The 25879-nt window shown below is 64.3% G+C and carries 25 protein-coding genes; 20 read left to right on the top strand and 5 right to left on the bottom strand.

The window, feature by feature from the left end:
• Positions 1 to 147 precede the first annotated feature (147 nt).
• The 13 genes from ACVIIW_RS06440 (at position 148) to ACVIIW_RS06380 (ending at position 14452) form a co-directional block, all read left to right on the top strand.
• A complete protein-coding gene (locus ACVIIW_RS06440) occupies positions 148 to 1803 on the top strand; it encodes an ABC transporter substrate-binding protein (protein WP_456699979.1) in 1656 nt (551 codons plus the stop codon).
• 198 nt (positions 1804 to 2001) lie between these two features.
• Positions 2002 to 2955: an ABC transporter permease gene (locus ACVIIW_RS06435; RefSeq protein WP_456699978.1), complete on the top strand. Its 954-nt coding sequence runs from the start codon at positions 2002 to 2004 to the stop codon at positions 2953 to 2955.
• Between the two features lie 243 nt (positions 2956 to 3198).
• Positions 3199 to 4101, top strand: coding sequence for an ABC transporter permease (locus tag ACVIIW_RS06430; RefSeq protein ID WP_456699977.1), 903 nt, complete (start codon positions 3199 to 3201; stop codon positions 4099 to 4101).
• Between the two features lie 177 nt (positions 4102 to 4278).
• The gene (locus ACVIIW_RS06425; protein WP_456699976.1) at positions 4279 to 5340 is read left to right on the top strand and encodes an ABC transporter ATP-binding protein; all 1062 of its coding nucleotides are present in this window, start codon (positions 4279 to 4281) and stop codon (positions 5338 to 5340) included.
• The gene (locus ACVIIW_RS06420) at positions 5337 to 5534 is read left to right on the top strand and encodes a hypothetical protein (protein WP_456699975.1); all 198 of its coding nucleotides are present in this window, start codon (positions 5337 to 5339) and stop codon (positions 5532 to 5534) included. Before ACVIIW_RS06425 ends, ACVIIW_RS06420 begins: the two co-directional genes overlap by 4 nt.
• Positions 5531 to 6946 (top strand): amidase, encoded by a 1416-nt coding sequence (locus ACVIIW_RS06415; protein WP_456699974.1) that lies wholly within the window; start codon positions 5531 to 5533, stop codon positions 6944 to 6946. Before ACVIIW_RS06420 ends, ACVIIW_RS06415 begins: the two co-directional genes overlap by 4 nt.
• Positions 6943 to 7917, top strand: coding sequence for an ABC transporter ATP-binding protein (locus ACVIIW_RS06410; protein ID WP_456699973.1), 975 nt, complete (start codon positions 6943 to 6945; stop codon positions 7915 to 7917). Before ACVIIW_RS06415 ends, ACVIIW_RS06410 begins: the two co-directional genes overlap by 4 nt.
• Before the next feature lie 222 nt (positions 7918 to 8139).
• Positions 8140 to 8409 carry a GlsB/YeaQ/YmgE family stress response membrane protein gene (locus tag ACVIIW_RS06405; RefSeq protein ID WP_456699972.1) on the top strand — a complete coding sequence of 90 codons (270 nt, stop codon included), beginning with the start codon at positions 8140 to 8142 and terminating at the stop codon, positions 8407 to 8409.
• Positions 8410 to 8661: 252 nt separating this feature from the next.
• Positions 8662 to 10410, top strand: coding sequence for a type I secretion system permease/ATPase (locus tag ACVIIW_RS06400; RefSeq protein WP_456699971.1), 1749 nt, complete (start codon positions 8662 to 8664; stop codon positions 10408 to 10410).
• Positions 10407 to 11741: an HlyD family type I secretion periplasmic adaptor subunit gene (locus tag ACVIIW_RS06395; protein WP_456699970.1), complete on the top strand. Its 1335-nt coding sequence runs from the start codon at positions 10407 to 10409 to the stop codon at positions 11739 to 11741. The genes ACVIIW_RS06400 and ACVIIW_RS06395 overlap by 4 nt, the downstream gene beginning before the upstream one ends.
• Before the next feature lie 122 nt (positions 11742 to 11863).
• On the top strand, positions 11864 to 13333 hold the full coding sequence (locus ACVIIW_RS06390) for an AMP nucleosidase (protein ID WP_456699969.1): 1470 nt from the start codon (positions 11864 to 11866) through the stop codon (positions 13331 to 13333).
• A gap of 119 nt (positions 13334 to 13452) precedes the next feature.
• On the top strand, positions 13453 to 14073 hold the full coding sequence (locus ACVIIW_RS06385) for a tetratricopeptide repeat protein (protein ID WP_456699968.1): 621 nt from the start codon (positions 13453 to 13455) through the stop codon (positions 14071 to 14073).
• Positions 14074 to 14176: 103 nt separating this feature from the next.
• Entirely contained in the window at positions 14177 to 14452 is a 276-nt protein-coding gene (locus ACVIIW_RS06380) for a DUF1488 family protein (RefSeq protein WP_456699967.1), read from the top strand.
• A 21-nt stretch (positions 14453 to 14473) separates the two neighbouring features.
• Here ACVIIW_RS06380 and ACVIIW_RS06375 read toward each other — a convergent pair whose 3' ends face one another.
• Complete coding sequence (locus ACVIIW_RS06375) at positions 14474 to 14956, bottom strand: CinA family protein (protein WP_456699966.1); 483 nt, start codon at positions 14954 to 14956, stop codon at positions 14474 to 14476.
• A 138-nt stretch (positions 14957 to 15094) separates the two neighbouring features.
• Here ACVIIW_RS06375 and ACVIIW_RS06370 point away from each other — a divergent pair, with 138 nt between their 5' ends.
• From ACVIIW_RS06370 to ACVIIW_RS06360, 3 genes are read left to right on the top strand one after another with little or no spacing between them, the layout of a single operon-like run.
• Positions 15095 to 16153 carry an amidohydrolase family protein gene (locus ACVIIW_RS06370; RefSeq protein WP_456699965.1) on the top strand — a complete coding sequence of 353 codons (1059 nt, stop codon included), beginning with the start codon at positions 15095 to 15097 and terminating at the stop codon, positions 16151 to 16153.
• A gap of 25 nt (positions 16154 to 16178) precedes the next feature.
• The gene (locus tag ACVIIW_RS06365) at positions 16179 to 17288 is read left to right on the top strand and encodes an amidohydrolase family protein (protein WP_456699964.1); all 1110 of its coding nucleotides are present in this window, start codon (positions 16179 to 16181) and stop codon (positions 17286 to 17288) included.
• Positions 17288 to 17701 carry a Rieske (2Fe-2S) protein gene (locus ACVIIW_RS06360; RefSeq protein WP_456699963.1) on the top strand — a complete coding sequence of 138 codons (414 nt, stop codon included), beginning with the start codon at positions 17288 to 17290 and terminating at the stop codon, positions 17699 to 17701. Before ACVIIW_RS06365 ends, ACVIIW_RS06360 begins: the two co-directional genes overlap by 1 nt.
• Before the next feature lie 2 nt (positions 17702 to 17703).
• Here the strand turns inward: ACVIIW_RS06360 and tcuC are convergent, their stop codons facing one another.
• Entirely contained in the window at positions 17704 to 19050 is a 1347-nt protein-coding gene (tcuC, locus tag ACVIIW_RS06355) for a tricarballylate/proton symporter TcuC (protein ID WP_456699962.1), read from the bottom strand.
• 106 nt (positions 19051 to 19156) lie between these two features.
• Positions 19157 to 20083 (bottom strand): transcriptional regulator GcvA, encoded by a 927-nt coding sequence (locus tag ACVIIW_RS06350; protein WP_456699961.1) that lies wholly within the window; start codon positions 20081 to 20083, stop codon positions 19157 to 19159.
• 110 nt (positions 20084 to 20193) lie between these two features.
• Between ACVIIW_RS06350 and ACVIIW_RS06345 the strand changes: the two genes are divergently transcribed.
• Positions 20194 to 20397, top strand: a complete 204-nt coding sequence (locus ACVIIW_RS06345) for a DUF1127 domain-containing protein (protein WP_456699960.1) — start codon at positions 20194 to 20196, stop codon at positions 20395 to 20397.
• An 81-nt stretch (positions 20398 to 20478) separates the two neighbouring features.
• On the top strand, positions 20479 to 21102 hold the full coding sequence (locus ACVIIW_RS06340; RefSeq protein WP_456699959.1) for an N-acetyltransferase family protein: 624 nt from the start codon (positions 20479 to 20481) through the stop codon (positions 21100 to 21102).
• A gap of 66 nt (positions 21103 to 21168) precedes the next feature.
• On the opposite strand, the gene ACVIIW_RS06335 is transcribed toward ACVIIW_RS06340, so the two are convergent.
• Positions 21169 to 21999, bottom strand: a complete 831-nt coding sequence (locus ACVIIW_RS06335) for an enoyl-CoA hydratase (RefSeq protein ID WP_456699958.1) — start codon at positions 21997 to 21999, stop codon at positions 21169 to 21171.
• A 10-nt stretch (positions 22000 to 22009) separates the two neighbouring features.
• Positions 22010 to 22711 (bottom strand): SDR family NAD(P)-dependent oxidoreductase, encoded by a 702-nt coding sequence (locus ACVIIW_RS06330; protein WP_456699957.1) that lies wholly within the window; start codon positions 22709 to 22711, stop codon positions 22010 to 22012.
• A 244-nt stretch (positions 22712 to 22955) separates the two neighbouring features.
• Between ACVIIW_RS06330 and ACVIIW_RS06325 the strand changes: the two genes are divergently transcribed.
• Together ACVIIW_RS06325 and ACVIIW_RS06320 are read left to right on the top strand one after the other, a co-directional pair.
• Complete coding sequence (locus ACVIIW_RS06325) at positions 22956 to 24740, top strand: acyl-CoA dehydrogenase family protein (protein WP_456699956.1); 1785 nt, start codon at positions 22956 to 22958, stop codon at positions 24738 to 24740.
• A gap of 43 nt (positions 24741 to 24783) precedes the next feature.
• The gene (locus ACVIIW_RS06320; protein ID WP_456699955.1) at positions 24784 to 25872 is read left to right on the top strand and encodes a Zn-dependent alcohol dehydrogenase; all 1089 of its coding nucleotides are present in this window, start codon (positions 24784 to 24786) and stop codon (positions 25870 to 25872) included.
• Positions 25873 to 25879: the final 7 nt, after the last annotated feature.

The following is a 25879-nucleotide window of genomic DNA, read 5'->3' as shown; positions in this document are numbered from 1 at the left end:
ATAGGCAGTTTTGGTTGCGCTGCATTCCCGCGATCACAAGGACTTGTCGTCGCAGAGCTAATTTGCAGAATAAGTTTCTCCTTGGCATAGCCATTGCATACGTTTGCATCAAAATTAATCAGCGATTTCATTGAGAGGACTGGGGTTATGCTTATCAAGACAACTGCGCGCGCAGCACTGATTGCTGCGCTGGCGCTGACGACTGCGGCGGCTTGGCCGCACGCGGCCAGCGCCGAGACCGTGCTGCGCATCGGCATGACGGCTGCCGACATTCCGCGCACGCTCGGCCAACCTGATCAGGGTTTTGAGGGCAACCGCTTCACTGGCGTCACCATGTATGACGCGCTCACCGGCTGGGACCTGTCCTCGGCGGACAAGGCCAGCGTGGTGATCCCCGGCCTTGCGACCGAGTGGAAGGTCGATGATGCGGACAAGACCAAATGGATCTTCAAGCTGCGCCCGGGCGTCACCTTCCATGACGGCACGCCGTTCAACGCCGATGCCGTGGTGTGGAACGTGGACAAGGTCCTGAAGCAGGACGCCCCGCAATTCGACGCCAGCCAGGTCGGCGTCACGGCCTCGCGCATGCCGACGCTGGCTTCTGCAAGGAAGATCGACGACATGACGGTCGAGCTCACCACCAAGGAACCCGACAGCTTCCTGCCGATCAACCTCACCAACCTCTTCATGGCGAGCCCGTCGAAGTGGCAGCACTTCTACGACAAGGCGGAAGGTGCTGACGCCAAGGCGAAGTCGCAGGCCGCCTGGACCGCCTTTGCCAAGGACGCCGCGGGCACCGGCCCGTGGAAGATGGCAAGCTTCACGCCGCGCGAACGGCTGGAGCTGGTCAAGAACGCTGACTATTGGGACAAGGCGCGCGTGCCCAAGATCGACAAGATGGTGCTCTTGCCGATGCCGGAAGCCAACGCGCGCACCGCGGCGCTGCTCTCCGGGCAGGTCGATTGGGTCGAGGCGCCCGCGCCCGATGCGCTGCCCGAGCTCAAGCAGCGCGGCTTCAAGCTCTACGCCAACGAGCAGCCGCATGTCTGGCCGTGGCAATTCTCGCGCGTCGAAGGCTCGCCCTGGAACGATATCCGCGTCCGCAAGGCTGCGAACCTCTGCGTCGATCGCGAAGGCCTCAAGGATGGCTTGCTGGCAGGGCTCATGGTGCCGGCGACCGGCACCTTCGAGCCCGGCCATCCCTGGCGCGGAAAACCGACGTTCGAGATCAAGTACGACAAGCCGGCCGCGCAGAAGCTGATGCAGGAAGCAGGCTTTGGTCCGAACAAGAAGCTGACGGTGAAGATCCAGACCTCGGCGTCGGGCTCGGGCCAGATGCAGCCGCTGCCCATGAACGAATATCTGCAGCAGGCCCTCGCCGAATGTTATTTCGACGTGCAGCTTGATGTCATTGAGTGGAATACGCTGTTCACCAACTGGCGCCGCGGCGCCAAGGATCCCTCAGCCAACGGCTCGAACGCGACCAACGTCACCTATGCGGCAATGGATCCGTTCTTCGCACTGGTGCGCTTCCTGCAATCGAGCATGGCCCCGCCGGTCTCGAACAATTGGGGCTTTATCAACAATCCCAAGTTCGACGAGCTGGTGAAGAAGGCGCGGCAGACGTTCGATCCCGCCGCGCGCGACGCCGCGCTCGCTGAACTGCACGCGGCCTCCGTCGACGACGCAGCCTTTCTCTATGTCGCCCACGACGTCGGGCCCCGCGCCATGAGCCCGAAGGTCACGGGGGTGATCCAGCCGAAGAGCTGGTTCATCGATTTCTCGCCGATTTCGATGCAGTAGTGAAGTGAGGCGAGCACGCTGGTAGGGCTCCCCTCCCCCTTGTGGGGAGGGGTTGGGGAAGGGGGTTCACACGGGCAGTCCCTCTGTGGCCACCCCCCACCCTGACCCTCCCCCCACAAGGGGGGAGGGAACGCTCCCATCTCGCGCTCCATACGGAAGCCCGCGTTCGTATCGTGCGACATCACGTCAGGTAAGTCAGTGCTCGCCTACATCGCCAGACGTATCGTCTATGTCATCCCGATCGTCATCAGCGTCGCGCTGGTGTGCTTTCTGCTCGTGCACATCACACCGGGCGATCCGCTCGTTGCGGTGCTCCCCGCAGATGCCTCGCAGGAGCTCGCCGCGCAGCTCCGCGCCGCCTATGGTTTCGACCGGCCGTTGCCGGTGCAGTTCGGGCTGTGGTTGCTGCGTGCCCTTCATGGCGATCTCGGCAATTCCATCGCGACGGGCCGGCCCGTGCTCGCCGAGGTCATGCGCGCGGTCGGCAACACGGTCACGCTGGCGATTGCGGCGGCCATCATCGGCTTCACGATGGGCGTCCTGCTCGGGCTGATCGCCGGCTATTTCCGCGAAACCTGGATTGACAAGCTCGCGACGTCCTTTGCCATCGCCGGTGTCTCGGTGCCGCACTACTGGCTCGGCATGGTGCTGGTCATCATCTTCTCGGTGGAGCTGAACTGGCTGCCCGCGGTCGGCGCCGGGCCGAACGGCTCCAACTCTTGGGCCTGGGACTGGGCGCATCTGAGATATCTGGTGCTTCCGGCGATCACGACCTCGGTGATCCCGATGGGCATCGTCACCCGCAGCGTGCGCGCGCTCACCGGCGACATTCTCAGCCAGGATTTCGTCGAGGCGCTACGCGCCAAGGGTCTGCACGAACGAGGGGTGTTCGGTCACGTCATCAAGAATGCCGCGCCCACCGCGCTCGCCGTGATGGGGCTCCAACTCGGCTACATGCTCGGGGGCTCGATCCTGATCGAGACCGTGTTCTCGTGGCCGGGCTCGGGCTTCCTGCTCAATTCCGCGATCTTCCAGCGCGACCTGCCGCTGTTGCAGGGCACGATACTGGTGCTGGCGCTGTTCTTCGTCTTTCTCAATCTGCTGGTCGACATCGCCCAAGCTGCGATCGATCCGCGCATCAAACGGGGCTAGCGGGATGAGCCGAGCTGTAGCTCCACGGGAGGTGCGCTCCCTCCTCCGCTTGCGGGGGAGGGTCGGGGAGAGGGTGTTTCCTCTCGCGAGCCCCAAGAGCAGAAAACCCTCACCCGCGCCGGAGCCTGCCATCGGGCGCGCCTTCGGCGCGACCCGTTGGGCGCGACCTCTCCCGCAAGCGGGAGAGGTGCACCGCCTCCTTGGCTTGCACCGACCGAACCAAAATTTTGCGGGGGCTAGCCGATGACCGAGCTCCCTTTGTCCGCCGCCACCGAAGCCGCGCTCCAGGCTGCGCCCGCGACCAAGGCGCGCGGCTATTGGGCGACGGTTGCCCGTCGCATCCTGCGCGACAAGGTCAGCATGGCCTGCGCCATCGTGCTGCTCTTGATCTTCATTTCCGCGATCCTCGCACCCTGGCTCGGGCTCGAGGATCCCTACAAGGGCTCGATGATCCGCCGCCTGCGCCACATCGGCACGGCGGGCTATCCGCTCGGCACCGACGAGCTTGGCCGCGATATGCTGGCGCGGCTGATCTATGGCGGCCGGCTCTCGCTCGTCATCGGCATCTTGCCCGTCATTCTCGCCTTCGGCATCGGCACCTCGCTCGGCCTCGTTGCCGGCTATGTCGGAGGCAAGCTCAACACCGCGATCATGCGCACGGTCGACGTGTTCTACGCCTTCCCTTCCGTGCTGCTGGCGATCGCGATATCAGGCGCGCTCGGCGCCGGCATCCTCAACTCCATCGTAGCGCTGACCATCGTGTTCGTGCCGCAGATCGCCCGTGTCGCCGAAAGCGTCACCACCGGCGTGCGCAACATGGATTTCGTTGAAGCCGCGCGCGCCTCGGGTGCGGGGCCATTCACGATCATGCGCGTGCACATCCTCGGCAACGTGCTCGGTTCGATCTTCGTCTATGCGACCAGTCTCATTTCGGTCTCGATGATCCTGGCGGCCGGTCTGTCCTTCCTCGGCCTCGGCACCAAGCCGCCGGAGCCGGAATGGGGCCTGATGCTGAACACGCTTCGTACCGCGATCTACGTCAATCCCTGGGTCGCAGCGCTTCCGGGCGCGATGATCTTCGCGGTGTCGATCTGCTTCAATTTGCTCTCGGACGGACTGCGCAGCGCCATGGACATCAGGAACTGAGACCATGAGAGACGATCTGAGCGCGGCGACGTCGGTGCCACACCTCTCCCGAAGGGAGAGGTCGGATTGCATCGCAACATGCAATCCGGGTGAGGGGTTACGCTCCGTCGAGTTTGCCGCGCCCCCTCACCCGCGCCTTCGGCGCGACCTCTCCCCGACGGGGACGAGGCCGCGGCAATGAGCGAGACCAACACTTCCGTCGCCATGCTGGAGCAGGTCGAAGACCGCGGCGGCCTCGCGCAGCCGTTGCTGCAGGTCAGCGGTCTCACAAAACATTTTCCGGTGCGTGGCGGGCTGTTCGCCGCCAAGCGGACCGTTCGCGCCGTGGACAATGTGTCCTTCTCCGTCGCCAAGGGCGAGACGGTCGGCATCGTCGGCGAGTCCGGCTGCGGCAAGTCCACCACCGCGCGGCTGCTGATGCACCTGATGTCGCGCGATGACGGCGACATCATCTATGACGGCATGACCGTCGGACGGTCGTTGTCGCTGCGCGATCTGCGCCGCGGCATGCAGATGGTGTTCCAGGATTCCTACGCCTCACTGAATCCGCGCCTGACGATCGAGGAATCGATCGCGTTTGGGCCGAAGGTGCACGGCATGGCCCATGGTGCGGCGCACGCGCTGGCCCGCGAGCTGCTCGGCAAGGTCGGTCTGGTCCCTGCAAACTTCGCCAACCGCTATCCGCACGAAATCTCGGGCGGCCAGCGGCAGCGCGTCAACATCGCACGCGCGCTGGCGCTATCGCCGCGCCTGGTGATCCTGGATGAGGCCGTCTCGGCGCTCGACAAATCCGTCGAGGCCCAGGTGCTCAATCTGCTCGCCGATCTCAAGCGCGAATTCGGCCTGACTTATCTTTTCATCAGCCACGACCTCAACGTCGTCCGCTACATCTCGGACCGGGTGCTGGTGATGTATCTCGGCGAGGTCGTCGAGCTCGGCCCGGTCGATCAGGTCTGGGATGCGCCTGCGCATCCCTATACGCGCGCGCTTCTTGCAGCGATGCCGTCCTCTGATCCTGACAGGCGCACCGAGAAGCCGCCGATCTCGGGCGATCCACCCAATCCGATCGATCCGCCTGCGGGCTGCCGCTTCCACACCCGTTGTCCGTTTGCGGAGCCGCTCTGCGCAAATGCGACACCAAAGCTCACCGCGCTCGATAATATGGGGCACGAGGCCGCCTGCTACATGGCCATTCCGGGATCAGGCCATAGCCGTGCGCCCAAAGAGGAAACCGCATGACGAGACCGACGACAAAGGAAATCCAGGCAACGGCACGGATCGCCGGTATTCCCCTGGACGATGAGATCGCGACGCGCATCTCCAACTCCATCGGACCCGCCTTCGAAGGCTTTGCCGCCATCGCCGGCACGCTGCCGTTCGACCTCGAGCCCGCGCTCTATCCGCTTGCGCAGACCCGGAAGGTGTCGAAATGAGCGCTGAGCCTGCCTTGATGACGCTCACCGAGGTCGCGCGTGCGATCGCGATGAAGCAGGTCTCCTCGCATGAGGTGACACGCGCGCTGCTGCATCGCATCGCGCAGTGGCAGCCGCATCTCAACGCCTTCATGTCGGTCGAGCCCGAAGCCGCGCTGAAGGCGGCCGATGCCGCCGATGCCGAGCTTGCCAAGGGCGAGCTGCGTGGTCCGCTGCACGGCGTGCCGCTCGCCCACAAGGACATGTATTACGATGCGGGCAAGGTCGCGACCTGCGGCTCGCGGATCCGCCGCGATTTCGTGCCGACCGTGACATCGACCGCCCTGCAGCGGCTCAAGGATGCCGGCCAGATCAGGCTCGGCACGCTGCATCTGGCCGAGTTCGCCTATGGGCCGACCGGGCACAACGCCCATTATGGTCCGGTGCGCAATCCCTGGAACGTCGCGCATATCACCGGCGGCTCGTCCTCTGGCTCGGGCTCGGCGGTCGCCGCGCGGCTTACTTTTGCGGCGCTGGGCTCCGACACCGGCGGCTCGATCCGCATGCCCGCGCATTTCTGCGGCGTCACGGGTCTGAAGACGACTTGGAGTCGCGTCAGCCGCGCCGGTGCGATGCCGCTGTCGCAATCGCTCGACACGGTCGGGCCGCTCGCGCGCACCGCCGAAGACTGCGCCTTGCTGCTGGCGCTGATGGCCGGCCCGGACCCCGAAGATTCGACCGCCAGCCACGAACCGCTGTCGGATTACGTCGGCGCGACCAGAGGCTCGCTGAAGGGCCTCAAAGTCGGCGTGCCCGCATCGTACTATGTCGACGATCTCGACAGCGAGGTCGCGCGCGTGCTGGACGAGACCATTGCGGTGCTCAAGCGTGACGGTGCCGACATCGTCAAGGTCGAGCTGCCGGACCAGCGGCAATTGTCTTCCGCCAGCCAGCTCGTGCTGGCAGCCGAGGCTGCCGCCTTCCACAAGCGCTGGATGATCGAACGGCCGCAGGACTACGGTTCGCAGACGCTGATGCGGCTCCAGAACGGCCTCGCGGTTCCCGCCGTCACCTATCTCGAGGCGATGCGTTGGCGTGGCCCGGCACTCGCGGCGCACAATGCGGCCGCCGCAGGTGTCGACGCGATCATCGCACCGGCATCGCCCGTCCCGGCGCCGACGATCGAGGAGAGCGACGTCGGCGGCGGGCCGAACGCACCGGCGCTGTTGCAGCGGCTGACGCTGTTCACCCGTCCGGTGAACTTTCTGGGCCTGCCGTCGCTGACCATGCCCTCCGGCTTCGCCAAAAGCGGCCTGCCGATCGGCATGCAGCTGATCGGCCGCTCCTTCGATGAGGCGACCCTGCTCACCATCGGCGCCGCGTTCCAGCGCGTCACCGACTATCACGAGAGGTTGCCCGAACTGCCGTCATGACAAAGCTCGTCGAGATCTCAGGGCTCAACATCCGCTTCACCGGCGAACGTACGGTCCACGCCGTGAACGACCTCAGTCTCTCGCTCGGCGATGGCGAGGTGCTGGGCCTGCTCGGCGAGTCCGGTTCGGGCAAGAGCGTGACCTTGCGTGCGCTGATGCGGCTGTTGCCGAAGAAGCGCACGCAGATCACGGGTCACGTCAACGTCATGGGTCGCGACGTGCTCGCCATGCACGACGAGGAGCTGTCGTCGTACCGCGGCCGGGTCGTGTCGATGATCTTTCAGGAGCCGGCGCTCGCGCTCGATCCCGTCTACACCATCGGCGCGCAGATCGCCGAAAGCGTCGTGCGTCACGAAGGCAAGAGCTTTGCGGACGGGCGGGCGCGGGCACTGGAGATGCTCGAGGTCGTGCGCATCCCCTCGGCGAAACGGCGGCTCGATGCCTATCCGCACGAAATGTCCGGCGGCATGCGCCAGCGCGCCATGATCGCGCTCGCGCTCGCCTGCCGTCCCAAGATATTGCTGGCGGACGAGCCGACCACGGCGCTCGATGCCACCGTGCAGATCCAGATCCTGCTGCTGCTGCGCGAATTGCAGCGCGAGTTCGGCATGTCCGTCATTTTCGTCACCCACGACATCGGTGTTGCGATCGAGATCTGCGACCGCGTCGCCGTGATGTATGCGGGCCAGATCGTGGAACAGGCCAGCCTGCGCGACATCGTCCGTTCGCCGGTCCACCCCTACGCCAAGGGCCTGCTCGCCTCGACCATCCATGGCGCCAAGCGCGGCGCCCGTCTCGAAACCATCCCCGGTACGCCGCCGTCCCTGGTCGAAAAGCCCCACAACTGCTCCTTCGCCCCCCGCTGCAAGCTCGTCCAGCAGCGTTGTCTGGAGCGATTGCCTGACAGTGTCGAGGTCGGCCCGGGGAGGGCGACAAGGTGCGTGCTGGCCGGGCCGGTGGTCGTGACCTAGCCGAGAAGGCGCTCGCGAGCTGAGGCGCCTTCCTCCAAAAATCCTTCACGGCGGCATGGCGTTGTCAGAATCCATCCCGGGCCCGCCGTCGGATCCGTTGCTACTGTGCATGGGGTTGTTTTCGCCTTTCCGGCGCGAGCCGTCGCTCCGGGAACACCATTCAGACAGCATTCATCCCGGTTCCGGTTCCATGGCCCCGTTCACGGAGAGGGACGTCAACTTATGTACATTTCTGGTCAAAGCCTGGTCATCATCCTGTTCGTCGGCCTGGTTGCCGGCTGGCTCGCCGGCAAGGTCGTGCGGGGGAGCGGGTTCGGCATCATCGGCGACATCTTGATCGGCATCGCCGGCGCGTTCGTCGCGAGTTTCCTGTTCCCGAAGCTCGGCATCCATCTCGGCCTCGGGCTGGTTTCGGAGATCATCTATTCCGCCATCGGCGCCGTCATCCTGCTGCTGGTGGTTCGGCTGGTGCGCGGCGGCGGCCGATTCTAGCCAGGGAGCCGTTCGATCGACCTTGCGCCTCTCCCGTTGCCCGGGAGAGGCGCCGTCTTTGCCAGAAAAAGCCGCAAAGACTGTGAAAAACCGGACTTGCGCAACTGACGGTCCGGGGTAGATGTGGCCAAGGCCCGGATGAATTCGATTGCGTTACCCGCGGGGAGAACGCGATATTAGTCCGGGGCGAGCACGCCTCGATTTGCCTTTGAATTCAGGGGTTTTGCCCCTCACCCGAAAGAGATCAGACTGATGGCAGCCGTTCCCGGCCTCCGCCGTTCAGAGCTCGGTGACGCGCTGCGTGCCTGCCGCACGGCGTTCGTCGGCGTCGGCTTGATGAGCTGCATGATCAACCTGCTCTATCTGACCGGGTCGATCTTCATGCTGGAAGTCTACGACCGGGTGCTGCCGAGCCGCAGCATCCCGACACTCGTCGGCCTGATCGTCCTCGCCGGTGGCCTCTATATGGCACAGGGCGTGCTCGACATGATCCGCAGCCGCATCCTGGGACGGGTCGGCACCGCGCTGGACGAGGCGCTGAACAAGCGCGTGTTCGACACCATCGTCCGCCTGCCGCTGCGGGTCGGCAGCCGCAACGAGGGGCTGCAGCCGCTGCGCGACCTCGACAATGTCCGTTCCTTCCTCGGCAGCATGGGCCCGGGGGCATTCTTCGACCTGCCCTGGCTGCCGCTCTATCTCGGCATCTGTTTCGCCTTTCATGTCATGATCGGCCTGACCGCGCTGGTCGGCGCCGTCATCTTGGTCGGCCTGACGCTGGTCACCGAGTTCCTGTCCCGCCAGCCGGCGAAGGAGGCGATGAGCCTTGCCGCGCAGCGCAACGACCTCGCCCAGTCCAGCCGCCGCAACGCCGAAGTGCTGGTGTCGATGGGCATGACCGGCCGGCTCAACCAGCGCTGGAGCGAAGCCAACGAAAAATATCTCTCCGGCAATCAGCGTGCGAGCGACGTCGCCGGCGGCCTCGGCGCCATCGCAAAAGTGCTGCGCATGATGCTGCAATCGGCAGTGCTCGCGGTCGGCGCAACGCTCGTCATCCACCAGGAGGCGACCGCCGGTATCATCATCGCGGGTTCGATCCTGTCTGCCCGCGCGCTGGCGCCGGTCGATCTCGCGATCGCGCATTGGAAATCATTCGTCGCGGCCCGCCAGAGCTGGCATCGCCTCAGCCGCCTTCTGGAACAGATGCCGGCGCAGGCGATGCCGACGCAATTGCAGGCGCCCACCAGCCGCCTCTCGGTCGAAGGCGTCGCCATGGTGGCCCCGGGCGACCAGCGCCTCATCGTCCAGGACATCACCTTTGCGCTCGAAGCCGGCAACGGCCTCGGCGTGATCGGACCCAGCGGCTCCGGCAAATCCTCGCTGATCCGCGCGCTGGTCGGCGTCTGGTACCCGGTCCGCGGCAAGGTCCGGCTCGACGGCGCGGCGCTCGATCAATGGTCGTCCGACGTGCTCGGCCGTTACATCGGCTATCTGCCGCAGGACGTCGAATTGTTCGGTGGTACGATCGCGCAGAACATCAGCCGTTTTGATCCGGAGGCGACTTCCGACGGCATCATTTCCGCGGCCAAGGAAGCCGGCGTGCACGAGATGATCATCAAGATGCGCGAGGGCTACAATACGCAGGTCGGCGAGCAGGGCGCCTCGCTTTCCGCAGGCCAGGCCCAGCGCGTGGCGCTGGCGCGTGCGCTCTACGGCAATCCTTTCCTGATCGTGCTGGACGAGCCCAACTCCAATCTCGACACCGAGGGTGACGAGGCCCTGACGCGCGCGATCCGCAGTGTGCGCGAGCGCGGTGCCATCGTCATCGTGGTGGCGCATCGGCCGATCGGCGTCGAGGCGGTCGACCAGATCCTGGTGCTCCGCGACGGCCGGATGCAGGCCTTCGGTCCGAAGGAGCAGGTGCTCGCTCAGGTACTCCAGTCCCGCGTCGCGCCGTCCACGCCCATCAAGGTCGTCAGCGAAGGCGGAGTGGCGAAAGCATGAGCACGATGACGGTTGGCGGGACAAAGCCTGCCGCGAAGAAGGGCGTGCGGGACTCGATCAAGTTTCATCTGGTCCTCGGCCTCGGAATCGTGGCGTTCCTGGGCGTCGGCCTCGGCGGCTGGGCGTCGACGGTGCAGATCTCGGGTGCGCTGATCGCGCCGGGCCAGATCGTGGTCGAGTCCAACGTCAAGAAGGTGCAACACCCGACCGGCGGCGTGGTCGGCGAGGTGCGCGCACGCGACGGCGACGTGGTCAAGGCTGGCGACATCGTGGTGCGGCTCGACGACACCGTCACCAGGGCCAATCTCGCCATCGTCACCAAGAATCTCGACGCCGCGCAGGCGCGCGCGGCGCGGCTTCAGGCCGAGCAGCGCGGCCTCGACAAGATCGAGTTCCCTTCATCGCTGCTCGAGCGTGCCAACGATCCCGATGTCAAGGTGCTGATCGACAGCGAGAGCAAGCTGTTCGACGTCCGCGTCAACGGCCGCGCCGGTCAGAAGGCGCAGCTGCGTGAGCGCATCCAACAGCTCAATGAGGAGATCGAGGGGCTCGTCGCACAGGAGACGGCCAAGGACAAGGAGATCTCCCTGGTGCAACAAGAACTCACCGGTGTGCGCGATCTCTATGACAAGCACCTGGTGCAGATCTCGCGCCTGACCACGCTGGAGCGCGACTCTGCCCGCCTCAACGGCGAGCGCGCGCAATACATCGCCTCGCGGGCGCAGGCCAAGGGCAAGATCACCGAGACCGAGCTGCAGATCATTCAGGTCGACAAGGATATGGTGAGCGAGGTCTCCAAGGATCTGCGCGAGACCAACGACAAGATCGGCGAGCTGATCGAGCGCAAGGTCGCGGCCGAGGACCAGCTCCGCCGCGTCGACATCCGCGCCCCGCAGGACGGCATGGTGCTGCAATCGACGGTGCATACCGTCGGCGGCGTCGTCACCGCCGGCGACACCTTGATGCTGATCGTGCCGCAGACAGACGACCTCCAGGTGGAAGCCAAGGTCAACCCGGTCGATATCGACAAGCTGCAGATCGGCCAGAAGACGCTGCTGCGCCTCTCCGCCTTCAATCAGCGCACCACACCCGAGCTCAACGGTGTCGTCAGTCGCGTCTCGCCCGACGTCACGACGGACCAGCGCACGGGCCAGAGCTATTATACGATCCGCGTGTCGATGTCCGCCGAAGAGGTCGCCCGGCTCGGCGATTCCAAGCTGATCCCCGGCATGCCGGTCGAAGCCTTTGTCCAGACCGGCGACCGCACCATGCTGTCGTACCTCTTGAAACCGCTGCACGACCAGTTCATGCGTGCCTTCCGCGAGAAGTGACGGGCGAAAGGCACGTCATCCTTCTTTCGTCACCGCTTGGCGCATCGCTGCACGCGCGATGACGACGCGGCTCCGATCTTGCTATAGTTCGACTCAGGTGCCTAAAACCCGACGGTCGAACCATGCAATCTCCGCCCTCCATCGCCACCAAATCCTTCACCGACGCCGGTCTCGCCGTGGCCCGTCTTGAGGAGATCTACGAACGCAACACCAAATTTCTTCGCGACCGGTTCGAGGCTTATGTCTCGGGCGAGGCGATCACGACGCGGGTGCGGGCTTATTATCCCTTTGTCCGTCTCACCACTTCGACGCATGCGCGGCTGGATTCGCGTCTCGCTTATGGCTTCGTCGCCGGCCCAGGCGTGCACGAGACCAGCGTGACGCGGCCGGATCTGTTTCGCGCCTATCTGACCGAGCAGATCGGCCTGTTGATCCAGAACCACGATGTCCCCGTCGAGATCGGCGAGTCCGCCGAGCCGATCCCGATTCACTTCGCCTATCGCCGCGACATCAACATCGAAGCCGCCATCACCACCAGCGAGAATTCGCCGGTCGCACGATCGCTGCGCGATGCGTTCGACGTGCCTGACCTGGCCACCATGGATGATTCCATCGCGGACGGCACCTTCGAGCTTCAGCCCGGCGCGCCGGAGCCGCTGTCGCTGTTCCGCGCCGCCCGCGTCGATTATTCGCTGCGGCGGCTGTACCACTACACCGGCACTGATCCCGAGCATTTCCAGAATTTCGTGATCTTCACCAACTACCAGTTCTATGTCGATGCTTTCGCGCAGCTCTGCCAGCAGCGGCTTCAGTCCGGCGAGACCGGACTCGAAGCATTCGTCGCGCCCGGCAACATGATCACGCATAGCGGCGGCGCAACGACCGGCGACGCGCCCGCGCGTACGCCGCAGATGCCGGCCTTTCATCTGAAGATGCCCGGCTATCGCGGCATCAGCCTGATCAATATCGGCACCGGTCCGTCCAACGCGCGCAACGTCACCGATCATGTCGCGGTGCTGCGGCCGCATGCCTGGCTGATGCTCGGACATTGTGCCGGCTTGCGCAACACGCAGCGGCTCGGCGACTACGTGCTCGCGCATGGTTACGTGCGCGAGGACCACGTGCTCGATCGCGAGTTGCCGCTGTGGGTGCCGATCCCGGCGCTGGCCGAGATGCAGGTCGCGCTGGAGCAAGCGGTCGAGGACGTCACCGGCCTCGAGGGGTTCGAGCTCAAGCGCCTGATGCGCACCGGTACTGTCGCCAGCGTCGACAACCGCAATTGGGAGATTTCCGGGCCCGAAGTGATCCGCCGCTTGTCGCAGTCCCGCGCGGTCGCGCTGGACATGGAATCGGCCGCGATCGCCGCCAATGGTTATCGCTTCCGCGTACCCTATGGCACGCTGCTTTGTGTCTCCGACAAGCCGCTGCATGGCGAGATCAAGCTCGCCGGCATGGCCAGCGAATTCTATCGCCGCCGCGTCGGCCAGCATCTCGATATCGGGCTGAAGGCGCTGGAACGGCTCAAGCAGCAGGAATCCGAGCGGCTGCATTCGCGCAAGCTCCGCAGCTTTGCCGAAGTCGCATTCCAGTAAGGGACAATACGACTGTCATACGAACGCTGACGTCTCCATGCGTCCACCGTCCCGGAATAATGCTGCCGAGGCAGGGTTATCAATTCGTCCGGGGCCGCTTGAACGCACAGGAGACGGAGATGTTCACGAAAATGATCAGGCGCGTCACGCTGGGTATATTTGCGGCAGCCTTGTTAATCACGCCGGCGTTTGCCGCGGGAGGTGGAGGCGGCGGCGGTGGTGGCGCTGGAGGCGGAGGCGGCATGGATCCCTTCGCGCACCCGGCTGCCAGCCAGAGCACGCCAGCTCCAACCTATCCGGCGCGCACCGGCACCAAAGCCACCCAGAAGGGCAAGAAGGCCAACCACCAATCCAGTATCGATGATCCGGCGTTTGCAGCGGGCTACCGCGTGGCCTACGACACCATCTACGAGCGTAACGACTACACCGCCGCGATCGCGCAGTTGAAGGCACTCGGCCACGACGACAGCGCGAATGTCGCGAACCTGATCGGTTACTCCTATCGCAAGCTGGGTGACTACAAGCAATCACAGGTCTGGTACGAGCACGCACTGAAGATCGACCCGAACCACGTGCTGACCTGGCAATATTATGGTCTATGGCAGCTCGAGCAGGGCAATCGCGAGCAGGCGATGTTTCATCTCAGCCGGATCGCGGCCATTTGCGGGACGGATTGCGAGGAGTACAAGTCATTGGCCGCCGCGTTGGACAAAGCCACTGGAACAGCTCTCGCGTATTGAAGCCGTCCGGGGAGTCCGGTCGTGAGACCGCCGCCACCTGAGGGGTGACAAGTCGCGCGAATTTCAGCATTGTCCCGTTCGGGGGCGCGAACGGGACAGTTGGATGCCGCTTTTGCGCGACAGTATCATCGGCCACGACCTCGAACGGCTGGCCTTCCGCTTCACCATGCTGAATGATGGCGAGCCCGTGCAATGCCAGATCAGCGATGCCGCGATGGACGAGCTCGCAGGCATGCAGGGCACCGAGAGCAGCGCGCGGCTGGCGCAGTTCACGTCACTGCGCGAGAGCATCGAGCGAATCGCGTCGGACCTCTACGACGAGGCCCCGCGGTTCAAAGGCTATGTGGTGCGGATTTTTGTGCGGCATTTGGGAAGGTGATTGCTGCCGGCGGTCGAAAGCTCACCCCTCCAGCTTCCTCAGCAACAGCTTCAACGCAGTCGCCGCGAACACCTGCATGTTGGCGAACCTGTCGTTGCTCCCGGTCTCCAGCGTCATCACCTCCGCTGCCGGCCCGGCAACGGCCATGCAGCTATGGCCGGCGGCATCGCCGTAGCGGTTGCCGGTGGGGCCGGCCGCGCCGGTCTCGGACAGGCCCCAAACGGAGCTGAAGCGGCCGCGCATCTGCTCGGCGAGTAGCTTCGCGTAGGGTTCAGACGAAGAACGAAAGCCCTTCATTCCTTCATCCGTAATATCCATCAGCACGCGCCTGGCATCGCGGGTATAGACCACGGCGCCGCCGAGGAAATAGGCGGAGGCGCCGGGGACCGCGAGCAGGCTTGCCGCGATCAGGCCGCCGGCTGAGGACTCCGCGACCGCGATGGTTTGCTTGCGCGCGATCAGTTTTGCCGCGACCTGTTCCGCAACTCCGATGAGCTCTTTCATGCCTGCACCTCTGTTCCTCGCAACCGAGCTGTGTCTTCCTAGCATATGACAAAAGCCTTGGCCGAGTTGCGGGCGAGGAGCAGGCCTGCTTGAATGGCGGACGGGAGACTTGAGAGGAAACGTGAGAAGGGAGACGTGATGGCGTCCCTGATCGCGGGTGGCGTGGATTGCGATGTGCATCCGGCCGTGCCGCATCTGACCAGCCTGCTACCTTACCTGAACGACTACTGGCGCGACCAGGTGACGACGCGCGGCATAGTCGATCTCGTCTCGCAATCCTACCCCAAGAATTCGCCGATCGTGGCGCGGCCCGATTGGCGCCCAGAGAATGGCAAGCCGGGCGAAAGCCTGGAGGACATGCAGCGTCATGTGCTCGATCCCTTCCAGCTCAAGCATGCCATCTGCAATCCGCTCTATGGCGTGCAGATGGTGTTTTCCGAAGACATGCAGACTGCCTTCTGTCGCGCGCTGAATGAGTGGCTGGCAAAGGAGTGGCTCGATCGCGATTCCCGGCTGCGCGGCTCGATCGTGATCCCGACGCAGAGCGTCGAGAAGTCAGTCGTCGAGATCGAGCGCTGCGCGCAGGACATGCGCTTCGTGCAGGTGCTGATGCTTGTCATGGGCGACACGCCGCTCGGCAAGCGCGCGCTGTGGCCGATCTATGAGGCGGCGGAACGGCTCGATTTGCCGATCGGCATTCACGCCGGTTCTGCCTATCACAATCCGCCGACTGCGGTGGGCTGGGGTTCCTACCATATCGAGGATTATGCCGGTCAGGCCCAGGCGTTCCAGACCCAGCTCACCAGCCTGATCGTCGAGGGCGTTTTCGCCAAATATCCGCGGCTGAAGATGGTCATGCTGGAGTCCGGCGTCTCCTGGCTCTCGCCCTATCTCTGGCGCCTGCACAAGTTCTGGCGCGGGGTGCGGATGGAGACGCCCTGGGTCGATCGCGCGCCGCTCGAGATTGTGCGCAGCAACATCCGTTTCTCATTACAGCCATTTGATGCGCCGCCGGACGAGGCGACATTAATTCGCCTGTTTGATCATATGCAGTCCGACGAATTGGTCCTATTCTCCACGGACTATCCACACTGGCAGTTCGACGGCCAGGACGCGCTGCCCGCGGGGCTCACCCCCGATCTCGTGCGCAAGATCATGATCGACAATCCGTATGCAACCTATCCCCGCCTGACGTGAGCCCGCTGCCAAAGGAGGCAAGGCGATGAATATCCAGTTCCGCGAGAGCCAAGAAGCCGCTTCCCCTCTGACGACAAAGACCGCGATTGCGGACTGCGACATCCATCCGGCGCGCGCGACCCGGACCGAGCTCTATCCTTATCTGGCCAAACGCTGGCAGCATCACCTCGAAGTCTACGGCGTTCACGCCTATCAGGGCATGATGGAAGGCCCGCCCTATCCGAAGGCCCAGCCAAACGCGTCGCGCCGTGACGCCTATCCGCCGGAAGGCGGGCCGCAGGGATCGTCGCTCTCCTTCATGCAGAAGCAGCTGCTCGATCCGAACAATGTGCAGCTTGGCGTGCTCAATCCACTCAACACCGGGCAGGGCATCCGCAATCACGACCTCTCGGCGGCACTCTGCTCGGCGATCAACGACTGGCAGATCGACAAATGGACCAGCAAGGACAAGCGGCTGAAAGCTTCGATCGTCGTCGGCAATGAAGACGGTTTGTCGGCTGCGGCCGAAATCCGCGAGCGCGCAGGCGACAAGAACTTCGTGCAGGTGCTGCTGCTCAGCCGCAATGTCGAGCCGCTCGGCCAGCGCCGCTACTGGCCGATTTACCAGGCCGCGGAGGAGGCGGGCTTGCCGGTCGGTGTCCACGCTTTCGGCTTCGGCGGCAACCCGATCACGCCGTCAGGATGGCCGTCTTATTACATCGAGGAGATGGTCGGCCATTCGCAGTGCCAGCAATCGGCGCTTGCGAGTCTCGTGCTGGAAGGCGTGTTCGAGCGCTTCCCGAAACTGAAGATGGTGATGATCGAGGCCGGATTCGGCTGGGCGCCGTCGCTGGGTTGGCGGCTCGACAAGGTCTGGCAGCGCTTGCGCAGCGAGGTGCCGCATGTGAAGCGGCCGCCGTCGGAATATATCCGTGAGCAGGTGTGGTGGACGACGCAACCGATGGAAGATCCTGAAAGCCGCGAGGACCTGTTCGATGTGATCAAATGGATCGGCTGGGATAGGTTGTTGTTCGCGACCGACTATCCGCATTGGGATTATGACGAGCCGTCGCGCGTGCTGCCGGCGGGCGTGAGCGAGGCCAACCGCGAGGCGTTTTATCTCGGGAATGCACGCGCGCTCTACGGGATCAATTGATGGCTCGGCATGTGATTGCCGCGGTCGATGAGCTTCCGCCCGGCACGCGAAAATTTCTGGAGATCGACGGACGGCCGATCGCGGTCTTCAACATCAAGGGCGAGTATTTCGGCCTGATGAACCGTTGCCCGCACCAGGGCGCGGCGCTGTGCGAGGGACCCCTGATCGGGCTCGCGCAGTCAAAGGACCCCGGCGAGATCGCGTATACGAAACTCGGCGAGATCATCCGCTGCCCCTGGCACGGCTGGGAGTTCGACATCCGCACCGGCCAATCCTATTGCGATCCCCGCCGTTTTCGCGTGAAAGCCTACCCGGCGCGTGCTGAGTCGGGCGCGGCTGTGGTGAAGGGGCCGTATGTCGCGGAGACTCTCGCGGTGAAGGTCGAGAGCGATTACGTGGTGGTTGAGTTGTAAGCCTAGTGTCCTGCCGTCGGCTCCGCTGCCGTATCGTATGCCGGCACCGCCTGCTTGCCTCCGCGATAGACGATCAGTGCGGCGATGATGCCGAGCGCCGCGCCGAACATGAGCCAGTATGCCGGTGAGGCTTTGTCCCCGTTGGTCGCGCTGATCAGTTTGGTCGCGATGGCGGGCGTGGACGTGCCGAAGATGCCCGCGGCCAATGCGAAGGCGATCGAGAAACAGGTGGTTCGGACATGTGCCGGCACGATCTCGACCAGGCATCCCAGCATGGTGCCGCTGTAGACGCCAAAGTAGAACGAAAACATCATCTGCACCGCCAGCAATTTGCCGAGAGTCGGCTCCGCTGCGAGCCAGTGCAACGCCGGATAGGCGGTGAGCAGCGAGAGGATGGCGATGGTGAGCAGGACCGGCTTGCGGCCGATCCGGTCGGACACCGCGCCGCCGACCGGATTCCAGATGAAATTGGTTACCGCGACCAGAAGCGTCACCAGCAACGTCCCCGTCGGCGAGAGGTTCAGCTGCTTGCCGAAGCCGGGGGCGTAGACCGTGATGAAGTAGAAGGTTGTCGTGGTCAGCACGGCGATCATCATGCCGAGGACGACGATGCGCCAGTTCGCGATCGCCGAAGCAAAGACTTCGCGCGCGGTCGGATGCTTCTTCATGGCCAGGAAGGCCGGCGTTTCCTCGAGCGAGCGCCGCAACATGAAAATGACGGGGATGATGATGCAACCGACGAAGAACGGGATCCGCCACTTCGCGATTCCCCCGAAGACATCCAGGAAGGTGTCGCCCGGCATGGCTTCTCTCAGGATGAAGCCGATGATCGCCGCGACGAAGATCGCGACCTGCTGACTGGACGACTGGAACGAGGTGTAGAAACCGCGATTGCCTGGTGTCGCGATTTCGGACAGGTAAACAGAGACGCCGCCAAGCTCCACGCCGGCCGAGAACCCCTGGATCAAGCGGCCAATCAGGACGATGACCGGTGCGGCAACACCGATCGCCGCGTAAGACGGGCAGAACGCGATCACCACGGTGCCGAGCGCCATGAGCGCCAGCGTAACGATCAGGCCCTGGCGTCGACCGATGCGATCGATGTAGGAGCCGAGCACGATGGCGCCGACGGGGCGCATCAGCGCGCCGAGCCAGAACACGCCATATGCGTTGAGCAGCGCGGCGGTCTCGTCGGCGGCGGGGAAAAACGCCTTCGCGATGTCCTGCGCATAGAAGCCGAACAGGAAAAAGTCGAACTGTTCGAGGAAATTGCCCGATGTTGCGCGCAGGATCGCGCCGATGCGAGACTTGATCTGGGGCGGATTGGTTGATGCGGCTGGTCCGGCCATGACGCTATTCCCTCAAGACGTGGCCGGACCGAAGCTGGTTTCGCAGCATGCGACAGATATGTGGTGCGGCAATCCGACATACCCCTGCGGGCTGCCAATTCCGGTGTCAATGAATTTCAGGCTCCAGGCTGTTGATTCCGTGAGCCTTATTTTGCGTCGCAGCAATCAGCCATTGCCGGAACGCAGTGAGCTTCGCTGACTCGCGGCGGCCGTCCGGTGAGACGAGATAGAAACCGGCATTCGATGGCAGCGCGATTCTGAAGGGCACCACGAGACGGCCTTTGGCGATGTCGTCCTGCACGTAGGAGGTCCGTCCCATCGCGACCCCCATGCCATCGATGGCCGCCTGCACGGTCATGAACGTCATGTCGAAGGTGATGCCGGGTTGCTGCGACATGCCCGTCGCGAGGCCCGCCGCGGTCAGCCAGAGCCGCCAATCGTCGCTGTTGTTGGTGTGGAGCAGCACGTGGTCTTTCAGATCCGCGGGTGTCCGCAACGGCTTGTCGCCACGCAGCAGCGACGGGCTGCATACGGGAAACAACTCATCCGCCATCAACCAGTCGGCTCGCACGCCCGGCCATTGGCCGCGCCCGTAGCGGATGGCTGCGTCGACATTGTCGCGCTGGAAATCGACGAGGCTGGTCGATGTGGTGATGCGGACGTCGATGCCGGGGTGGCTCTCCTGGAAATCGGTCAGCCGCGGCAGCAGCCACTTTGCGGCGAGCGATGCTATCGTCGAGACCGTCAGCACCTTGTCGTCGTCCTTGCGCAGCAGACGGTCGGTGGCCAGGCGAAGGTCATTGAAGGCGGCGCGCACGCCCGGCAGGTAGTCGCGCGCTTCCGGGGTCAGCGCCAGTGCGCGGTTCTGCCGGATGAACAGGCGGATGCCGAGTTCCTCCTCCAGCCTGCGGATCTGATGGCTGATCGCGGTCTGGGTCACGTTCAGTTCGCTAGCCGCCAGCGTGAAGCTGAGATGGCGCGCCGCAGCCTCAAACGCCCGCAATCCGTTCAGGGAGGGTAATCTGGCAATCATCTGGCAGCATGATGCATGATACTATATCATGCGAAAGGGTACAAAATGTCGTTTGTGGCAGCGCACTGAGAAGCAGATATTAGCCTGCAAGTTAGCTCAAGGAGCTGAAGATGTCCACTTTGACCCACAATTCAATGACAAATCGTCATGCACCGGGCCTGATCCAGCAGATCGGCGAGACCCTCCATATCTGGCATGAGCGCTACCGGACCCGACGTGAGCTGACCAACTGGACCGCTCGCGACCTCCATGACGTCGGCCTGTCCTGGACTGACATTGCCTACGAGGCCGACAAACCCTTCTGGCGGGCCTGACTGGCCGCCAGGCCGGCGCCGCCTGATCACAGGGGCGCCGGCGGTCCCTTCTTCCGACATTCTTCCGTCAAGGCTCATGTCATGAGCACCTATCGCCTGGAAGACCTGACGCAATATTCGGACACGCTGCGCACCCGGCAAGGCGAGGCTCTAAACGTCCGCTTCGTCGAGCCGGGTGACACCGACGAGCTTCAGCATTATTTCCGTTCGCTCTCGACCCGCTCCCGCTACAACCGCTTCTTCGGCGCGATCAGCGAACTACCGAAGGGGCTGTTGCACGACTTCCTCGCGGTCGGCGAGCGCGAACGTTTCACCGTGGTTGCGACCAAGGTGGTCGATGGCTTCGAGACGATCGTTGCCGAGGCGCGCTATGCTCTCCATGAGGAGACATCGACGCTGGAGTTCGGCCTCTCGGTCGACGACCGCTGGCAGGGTCACGGCATCGCGACTGCGCTTCTGAAAAATCTCGAATGCCGCGCCGCCGCACTCGGCGCCCAGCATATCTTCGGCGATACGCTGCGCTCCAACCAGACCATGATCTCGCTCGCGCGCAAATCCGGGTTTGCTTTCGTCAATCATCCCGACGACTGGAAGCTGGTGCGCTTCGAAAAGGAGATCCACTTCGCGCCAAAGGACGTACCGTGCGCGAGTTGGCGTCTCGCCGCACTTTCCCGTCAGGCCGAACGCCCCTCAGCCTCGGCCTGACACCACTCCAAGCCCGGCCTGGCCAAGCCAGAGCCGGGCTTTTTTTGCTTTCACACGATGCCGCGCCTACTTCCCCGTGAATACCGCTTTCCGTTTCTCGATGAATGCCTGCACCGCCTCCTTGTGATCGGCTGTCGTGGTCAGGCGGATCAGGCGTTCGGCTTCGTGATCCCTGGCGGTCTCGAAATCGAACAGCAGGGCCTCGTCGAGGTTGTCTTTCATGTAGCGCAGCGCCAGGCGCGGGCCCTCGGCGAGGGATTTTGCCAGGGCGACCGCCTCGGCTTGCAGTTTGTCGTCGGGCACGACACGGTTGACGAGGCCGATCGTCTCGGCGCGCGCGGCATCGACGCGATCGCCGGTGAACAGCAGCTCGCGCGCCCGCGCGGTGCCGACGAGGCGCGTCAACAGCCAGGCGATGCCGTAATCGCCCGAGAGCGCGATGCGGGCATAGCCGGTGGCGACGAAGGCCGACTGCGCGGCAATGCGGAGGTCGCAGGCCATGGCGAGGGCCAGCCCGGCGCCGACCGCGGGGCCGGGCAGGGCTGCGATGGTCGGCTTGCGCACCGACACCAGCGCGCCGGTCAGCAGCCGCTGCCGCTCCTGGAGATCGGCGACACGATCCTCCAGCGACATCTGCTGCTTCTTGGGGTCGCGATGCGCACCCATGCCCTTGACGTTGCCACCGGCACAGAACGCCCCGCCGGCGCCGGTGATGAGCAGTGCGCCGACATCGGGATTCTCGCCGCAGCTGCGGATCATCGTGCGCAGGGCCGGCGTCAGGGTGTCCGACAGCGAATTGCGCGCCTCCGGCCGGTTCAGCGTGATCACGGCGACACGGTCGCGAATGACGCAGAGCAGTTCGCTGGTGCCGGTATCGATGGTGGTTTCGGTGGTCATGCTACCTCCCTCAAAACTTCTCCACCCAGGGACGCAGCTCCAGCTCCCAGCTCCAGGCGCTGCGCGGTTGCTGCAACACGTTCCAATAGCTCTCCGCGATCGCATCGGGATCGAGCATCGAATCCGGCCTGTCTGCCGCCTCCGCGCGTGCCGCGCTGCGGATGCCCCCGTCGATCACGAAATGCGCAACGTGGATGCCCTGGGGCGAGAGCTCACGAGCCATGCTCTGGGCCAGCCCGCGCAGCGCGAACTTGCCCATCGCAAATGGGGCGGATTGCGCATAGCCCTTGACGCTGGCCGAAGCGCCGGTGAACAGGATCGCGCCATGCTTGCTCGGCAGCATGCGCTTCGCCGCCTGCTGCGCCACCAGGAAGCCGCCATAGGCGCTGACCGCGATCGCGTTCGCGACGTCGGCCGGAACGAGGTCTACGAACGGTCCGCGGGCGCGGCCACTGGCATTGTAGACGACGAGATCGGGTGTGCCGATCTCGCGCTCGACCAGGCCGAACAGGCGTTCGACCTCCTCGGGCTCGGTGGCGTTGCAGGCGTAGGCCTTGGCGCCGGTCTCGCTACAGAGCGCGCCAAGCTTCTCGATCTTGCGCGCGGCCAGCGCGACGCGGATGCCTTGCGCGGACAGCAGCCGCGCCAGCGAGGCGCTCAGGCCTTCGCCGGCGCCGACGATGAGGGCAATCTTGTATGTCGGGTGTTCCATGATGTGGTCTCTGGCGTGATCTCTCGGGGACGGGAGCCGCTGATCTATGCATCCGCTACGCGGGCAACCAGCCGGGACGTTGGAGCAGTCGATCACAATTCCGCAGAGCGAATTGCTGCTTCAGGGCGATCATGCCTCCTTGACAATTTGCGGCTTTATCGCTGCTCGCGACGGGAGCATGATCGACATCATCTCAAGCGGCAAGCGTCAAGAATGCCGCCGGGCGGAAGCGAAGAGGACGATCATGCACAAGCCGGTCACAGCGCAGCCAAATAACGTCGCGGCCGCACCTTCGGGTCTGCTGGCGCCCGATACATCAGGCATGAACTTCTATCGTGCCGATCAGGCGCTCACTGATCTTCTGCGCATCCATCTGCCGGACAACCTCTTCCGCCATATCGAGCCGCATCTCGATCGCCTCGGCGAACTGGCCGGCGGCCGTCTCGACGAATGTGCGCGGCTCGCCGACCGGCACACCCCGGTGCTGCACCAGCGCGACAAGTTCGGCCGTGACGTGCAGTCGATCGAATATCATCCTGCCTATCGTGAGCTGGAGAACGCCGCCTTTGGCGAGTTCGGCATCCATGCGCTCTCGATCCGCAAGGGCATCATGGGCTGGCCGGACAAATATCCTGTTGTGGCCAAACACGCCTTCACGTTTCTGTTCAACCAGACCGAGTTCGGCATGGGATGCCCGATCAACGTCACCGACGGCTGCGCCAAGCTGCTGGCGAACTTCGGCAGCGAAGCGCTGAAAGCGAAATATCTCGATGGCCTGACCCAGACCGACATGAGCAAGCTGACCCAGGGCGGCCAGTTCATGACCGAGAAGGAAGGGGGCTCCGACGTCGGCACACTCACCACGCGAGCGGTGCAGGAGGGTGATCATTGGCGCCTCTATGGCGAGAAATGGTTCTGCTCGAACGCCGATGCGAAGGTCGCGATGCTGCTGGCGCGGCCCGAGGGAGCCGGCCCCGGCACGCGCGGTGTCGGGCTGTTCCTGATGCCGCGATTCCTCGACGACGGCTCCCAGAACCATTATCGGATCGTGCGTCTGAAGGACAAGCTCGGCACGCGTTCGATGGCCTCCGGCGAGATCAAGCTCGAAGGCGCGATCGCTTATGCCGTAGGCCGGCTCGACCGCGGCTTCGTACAGATGGCCGAGATGGTCAATTCGTCGCGGCTCTCCAATGGCGTGAAATCGACGGCGCTGATGCGGCGCGCCTATCATGATGCGCTTGCCGTGGCGAAGAACCGCGTCGTGTTCGGCAACCGTATCATCGATCTGCCGCTCGGCCGGCGCCAGATGCTGAAGATCATGCTGCCGGTCGAGCAGGCGCTGTCGATGAGCTTTCTGACGGCCGACGCGCTCGATCGCGCGGAAGCCGGTAGCCAGGATGCGGCGGTGCTGCTGCGCATCCTGACGCCGACGCTGAAATTCCGCGCCACCCGCGACGCGCGGAAAGTCTGCGGCGATGCGCTCGAGATGCGTGGCGGCATCGGCTATATCGAGGAATTCGCCACGGCGCGTCTGCTGCGCGACGCGCATCTCGGCTCCGTCTGGGAAGGTACCGGCAACATCGTCGCGATCGATGCGCTGCGGCGCGCGGTCGGCCGCCACGGCGCGGAATCCGCGCTGGCAGCCGATCTGCATGCACGGCTGGACGACAGCGTCTCCGTGCCGCAGGTCTGGCGCGACAAGCTGCGCGGCTTTGTCGATCGGGCGGTCGGCTTTGCGCGCGAGGTCGCGGGCAAGTCCGAGAACGAGGCCGATGCGCGGCGCGCGACCAGCATGCTTTATCATATCGCCAGCGCCGTCGCGCTGGCCTGGGAAGCGCACCGCGTCCACGAGATGCGCGGCGACGCGCGCCGGCTGCTCTTGTCGCGGCTGGTGATCGACCATCGCGTGACGCCGAGCGATCTGTTCCGGCTGACGGAAAATGCCACGCAAGCGAAGGTCGCGGAGCTGCTGCTTGGCGATCGCGATGCTTCTATGAGTGACATTGGCGAACTGATTGCGGCGGCGTAGGCTGCGCGCCACCAAACCAAAGAAAAGCGATAGGGAGCACTCGATGAAGGCCGCCGTCCTTTATGAAGTCAACAAGCCGCTGGTCATCGAGGATGTCAGCCTGCCGAAACCCGGCCCGCGCGAGGTGTTGATCCGCACCGCGGTTGCGGGCCTTTGCCACTCCGACCTGCATTTCATGGAAGGCCTTTATCCGCATCCGCTGCCCGCGGTGCTCGGGCATGAATCGGCCGGAATCGTCGAGCAGGTCGGCTCGGATGTCACCTATGTCAGGCCCGGCGACCACGTCGTGACCTGTCTGTCGGTGTTCTGCGGCACCTGCGACAATTGCACCACCGGCCGCACCGTGCTCTGCACCGACACAACCGTGAAAATGTTGCCGGGCGCGTCGAACCGGATGCAGTGGAACAGGCCGGAGAAACTGAACCAGTTCCTCAACCTGTCGTCCTTTGCCGAGCAGATGCTGGTGCACGAGAACGCGATCGTCAAAATCCGCGAGGAGATGCCGCTCGATCTCGCGGCGTTGATCGGCTGCGGCGTCATCACCGGCTACGGCGCAGTGGTGAACACCGCGAAGGTGACTGCGGGTGAGACCGTCGCCGTGATCGGCTGCGGCGGCGTCGGCATGGCCGCGATCAACGGCGCGCAGATCGCGGGCGCCGGCCGCATCATCGCCATCGACACCAATCCGGCCAAGCTGCAACTCGCGACCAAGCTGGGCGCGACCGACATCATCAATCCCGCCGACGGCGATGTCGTGAAGCAGGTGCGCGATCTCACCAACGGCGGCGTGCATCATTCGTTCGAGGTGCTCGGCCGCAAGGAGACCGCCGAGCAGGCCTTCGGCATGCTCGCCTCTGGCGGTACCGCGACCATCGTCGGCATGATCCCGTTCGGCCAGAAGATCGAGCTGCACGGCTTCGACTTTTTGCGCGAGCGCCGGATCCAGGGCTCGTCCATGGGCTCGAACCACTTTCGTGTGGACATGCCGCGCCTGGTCGATTTCTACCTGCGCGGCCGGCTGCACCTGGAGGACTGGATTTCGGCCAAGCTGAGGCTCCCCGAGATCAACGAGGGTTTTGCCAGCATGAAGGCGGGCAAGACGCTGCGCAGCGTGATTGTGTTCGATAGCTGAGCCACGA

Source organism: Bradyrhizobium sp. USDA 4449 (genome assembly GCF_054056275.1).
This window is presented reverse-complemented; position numbering and strand designations above follow the sequence as displayed.

Coding starts and splice junctions, on each gene's coding strand:
- ACVIIW_RS06400 (WP_456699971.1), top strand. CDS start 8,662: ATGGCAGCCGTTCCCGGCCTCCGCCGTTCAGAGCTCGGTGACGCGCTG.
- ACVIIW_RS06395 (WP_456699970.1), top strand. CDS start 10,407: ATGAGCACGATGACGGTTGGCGGGACAAAGCCTGCCGCGAAGAAGGGC.
- ACVIIW_RS06330 (WP_456699957.1), bottom strand. CDS start 22,711: ATGGAACACCCGACATACAAGATTGCCCTCATCGTCGGCGCCGGCGAA.
- ACVIIW_RS06345 (WP_456699960.1), top strand. CDS start 20,194: ATGTCCACTTTGACCCACAATTCAATGACAAATCGTCATGCACCGGGC.
- ACVIIW_RS06420 (WP_456699975.1), top strand. CDS start 5,337: ATGACGAGACCGACGACAAAGGAAATCCAGGCAACGGCACGGATCGCC.
- ACVIIW_RS06385 (WP_456699968.1), top strand. CDS start 13,453: ATGTTCACGAAAATGATCAGGCGCGTCACGCTGGGTATATTTGCGGCA.
- ACVIIW_RS06360 (WP_456699963.1), top strand. CDS start 17,288: ATGGCTCGGCATGTGATTGCCGCGGTCGATGAGCTTCCGCCCGGCACG.
- ACVIIW_RS06375 (WP_456699966.1), bottom strand. CDS start 14,956: ATGAAAGAGCTCATCGGAGTTGCGGAACAGGTCGCGGCAAAACTGATC.
- ACVIIW_RS06390 (WP_456699969.1), top strand. CDS start 11,864: ATGCAATCTCCGCCCTCCATCGCCACCAAATCCTTCACCGACGCCGGT.
- ACVIIW_RS06335 (WP_456699958.1), bottom strand. CDS start 21,999: ATGACCACCGAAACCACCATCGATACCGGCACCAGCGAACTGCTCTGC.
- ACVIIW_RS06325 (WP_456699956.1), top strand. CDS start 22,956: ATGCACAAGCCGGTCACAGCGCAGCCAAATAACGTCGCGGCCGCACCT.
- ACVIIW_RS06415 (WP_456699974.1), top strand. CDS start 5,531: ATGAGCGCTGAGCCTGCCTTGATGACGCTCACCGAGGTCGCGCGTGCG.
- ACVIIW_RS06380 (WP_456699967.1), top strand. CDS start 14,177: ATGCCGCTTTTGCGCGACAGTATCATCGGCCACGACCTCGAACGGCTG.
- ACVIIW_RS06350 (WP_456699961.1), bottom strand. CDS start 20,083: ATGATTGCCAGATTACCCTCCCTGAACGGATTGCGGGCGTTTGAGGCT.
- ACVIIW_RS06440 (WP_456699979.1), top strand. CDS start 148: ATGCTTATCAAGACAACTGCGCGCGCAGCACTGATTGCTGCGCTGGCG.
- ACVIIW_RS06340 (WP_456699959.1), top strand. CDS start 20,479: ATGAGCACCTATCGCCTGGAAGACCTGACGCAATATTCGGACACGCTG.
- ACVIIW_RS06405 (WP_456699972.1), top strand. CDS start 8,140: ATGTACATTTCTGGTCAAAGCCTGGTCATCATCCTGTTCGTCGGCCTG.
- ACVIIW_RS06370 (WP_456699965.1), top strand. CDS start 15,095: ATGGCGTCCCTGATCGCGGGTGGCGTGGATTGCGATGTGCATCCGGCC.
- ACVIIW_RS06425 (WP_456699976.1), top strand. CDS start 4,279: ATGAGCGAGACCAACACTTCCGTCGCCATGCTGGAGCAGGTCGAAGAC.
- tcuC (WP_456699962.1), bottom strand. CDS start 19,050: ATGGCCGGACCAGCCGCATCAACCAATCCGCCCCAGATCAAGTCTCGC.
- ACVIIW_RS06320 (WP_456699955.1), top strand. CDS start 24,784: ATGAAGGCCGCCGTCCTTTATGAAGTCAACAAGCCGCTGGTCATCGAG.
- ACVIIW_RS06365 (WP_456699964.1), top strand. CDS start 16,179: ATGAATATCCAGTTCCGCGAGAGCCAAGAAGCCGCTTCCCCTCTGACG.
- ACVIIW_RS06410 (WP_456699973.1), top strand. CDS start 6,943: ATGACAAAGCTCGTCGAGATCTCAGGGCTCAACATCCGCTTCACCGGC.
- ACVIIW_RS06430 (WP_456699977.1), top strand. CDS start 3,199: ATGACCGAGCTCCCTTTGTCCGCCGCCACCGAAGCCGCGCTCCAGGCT.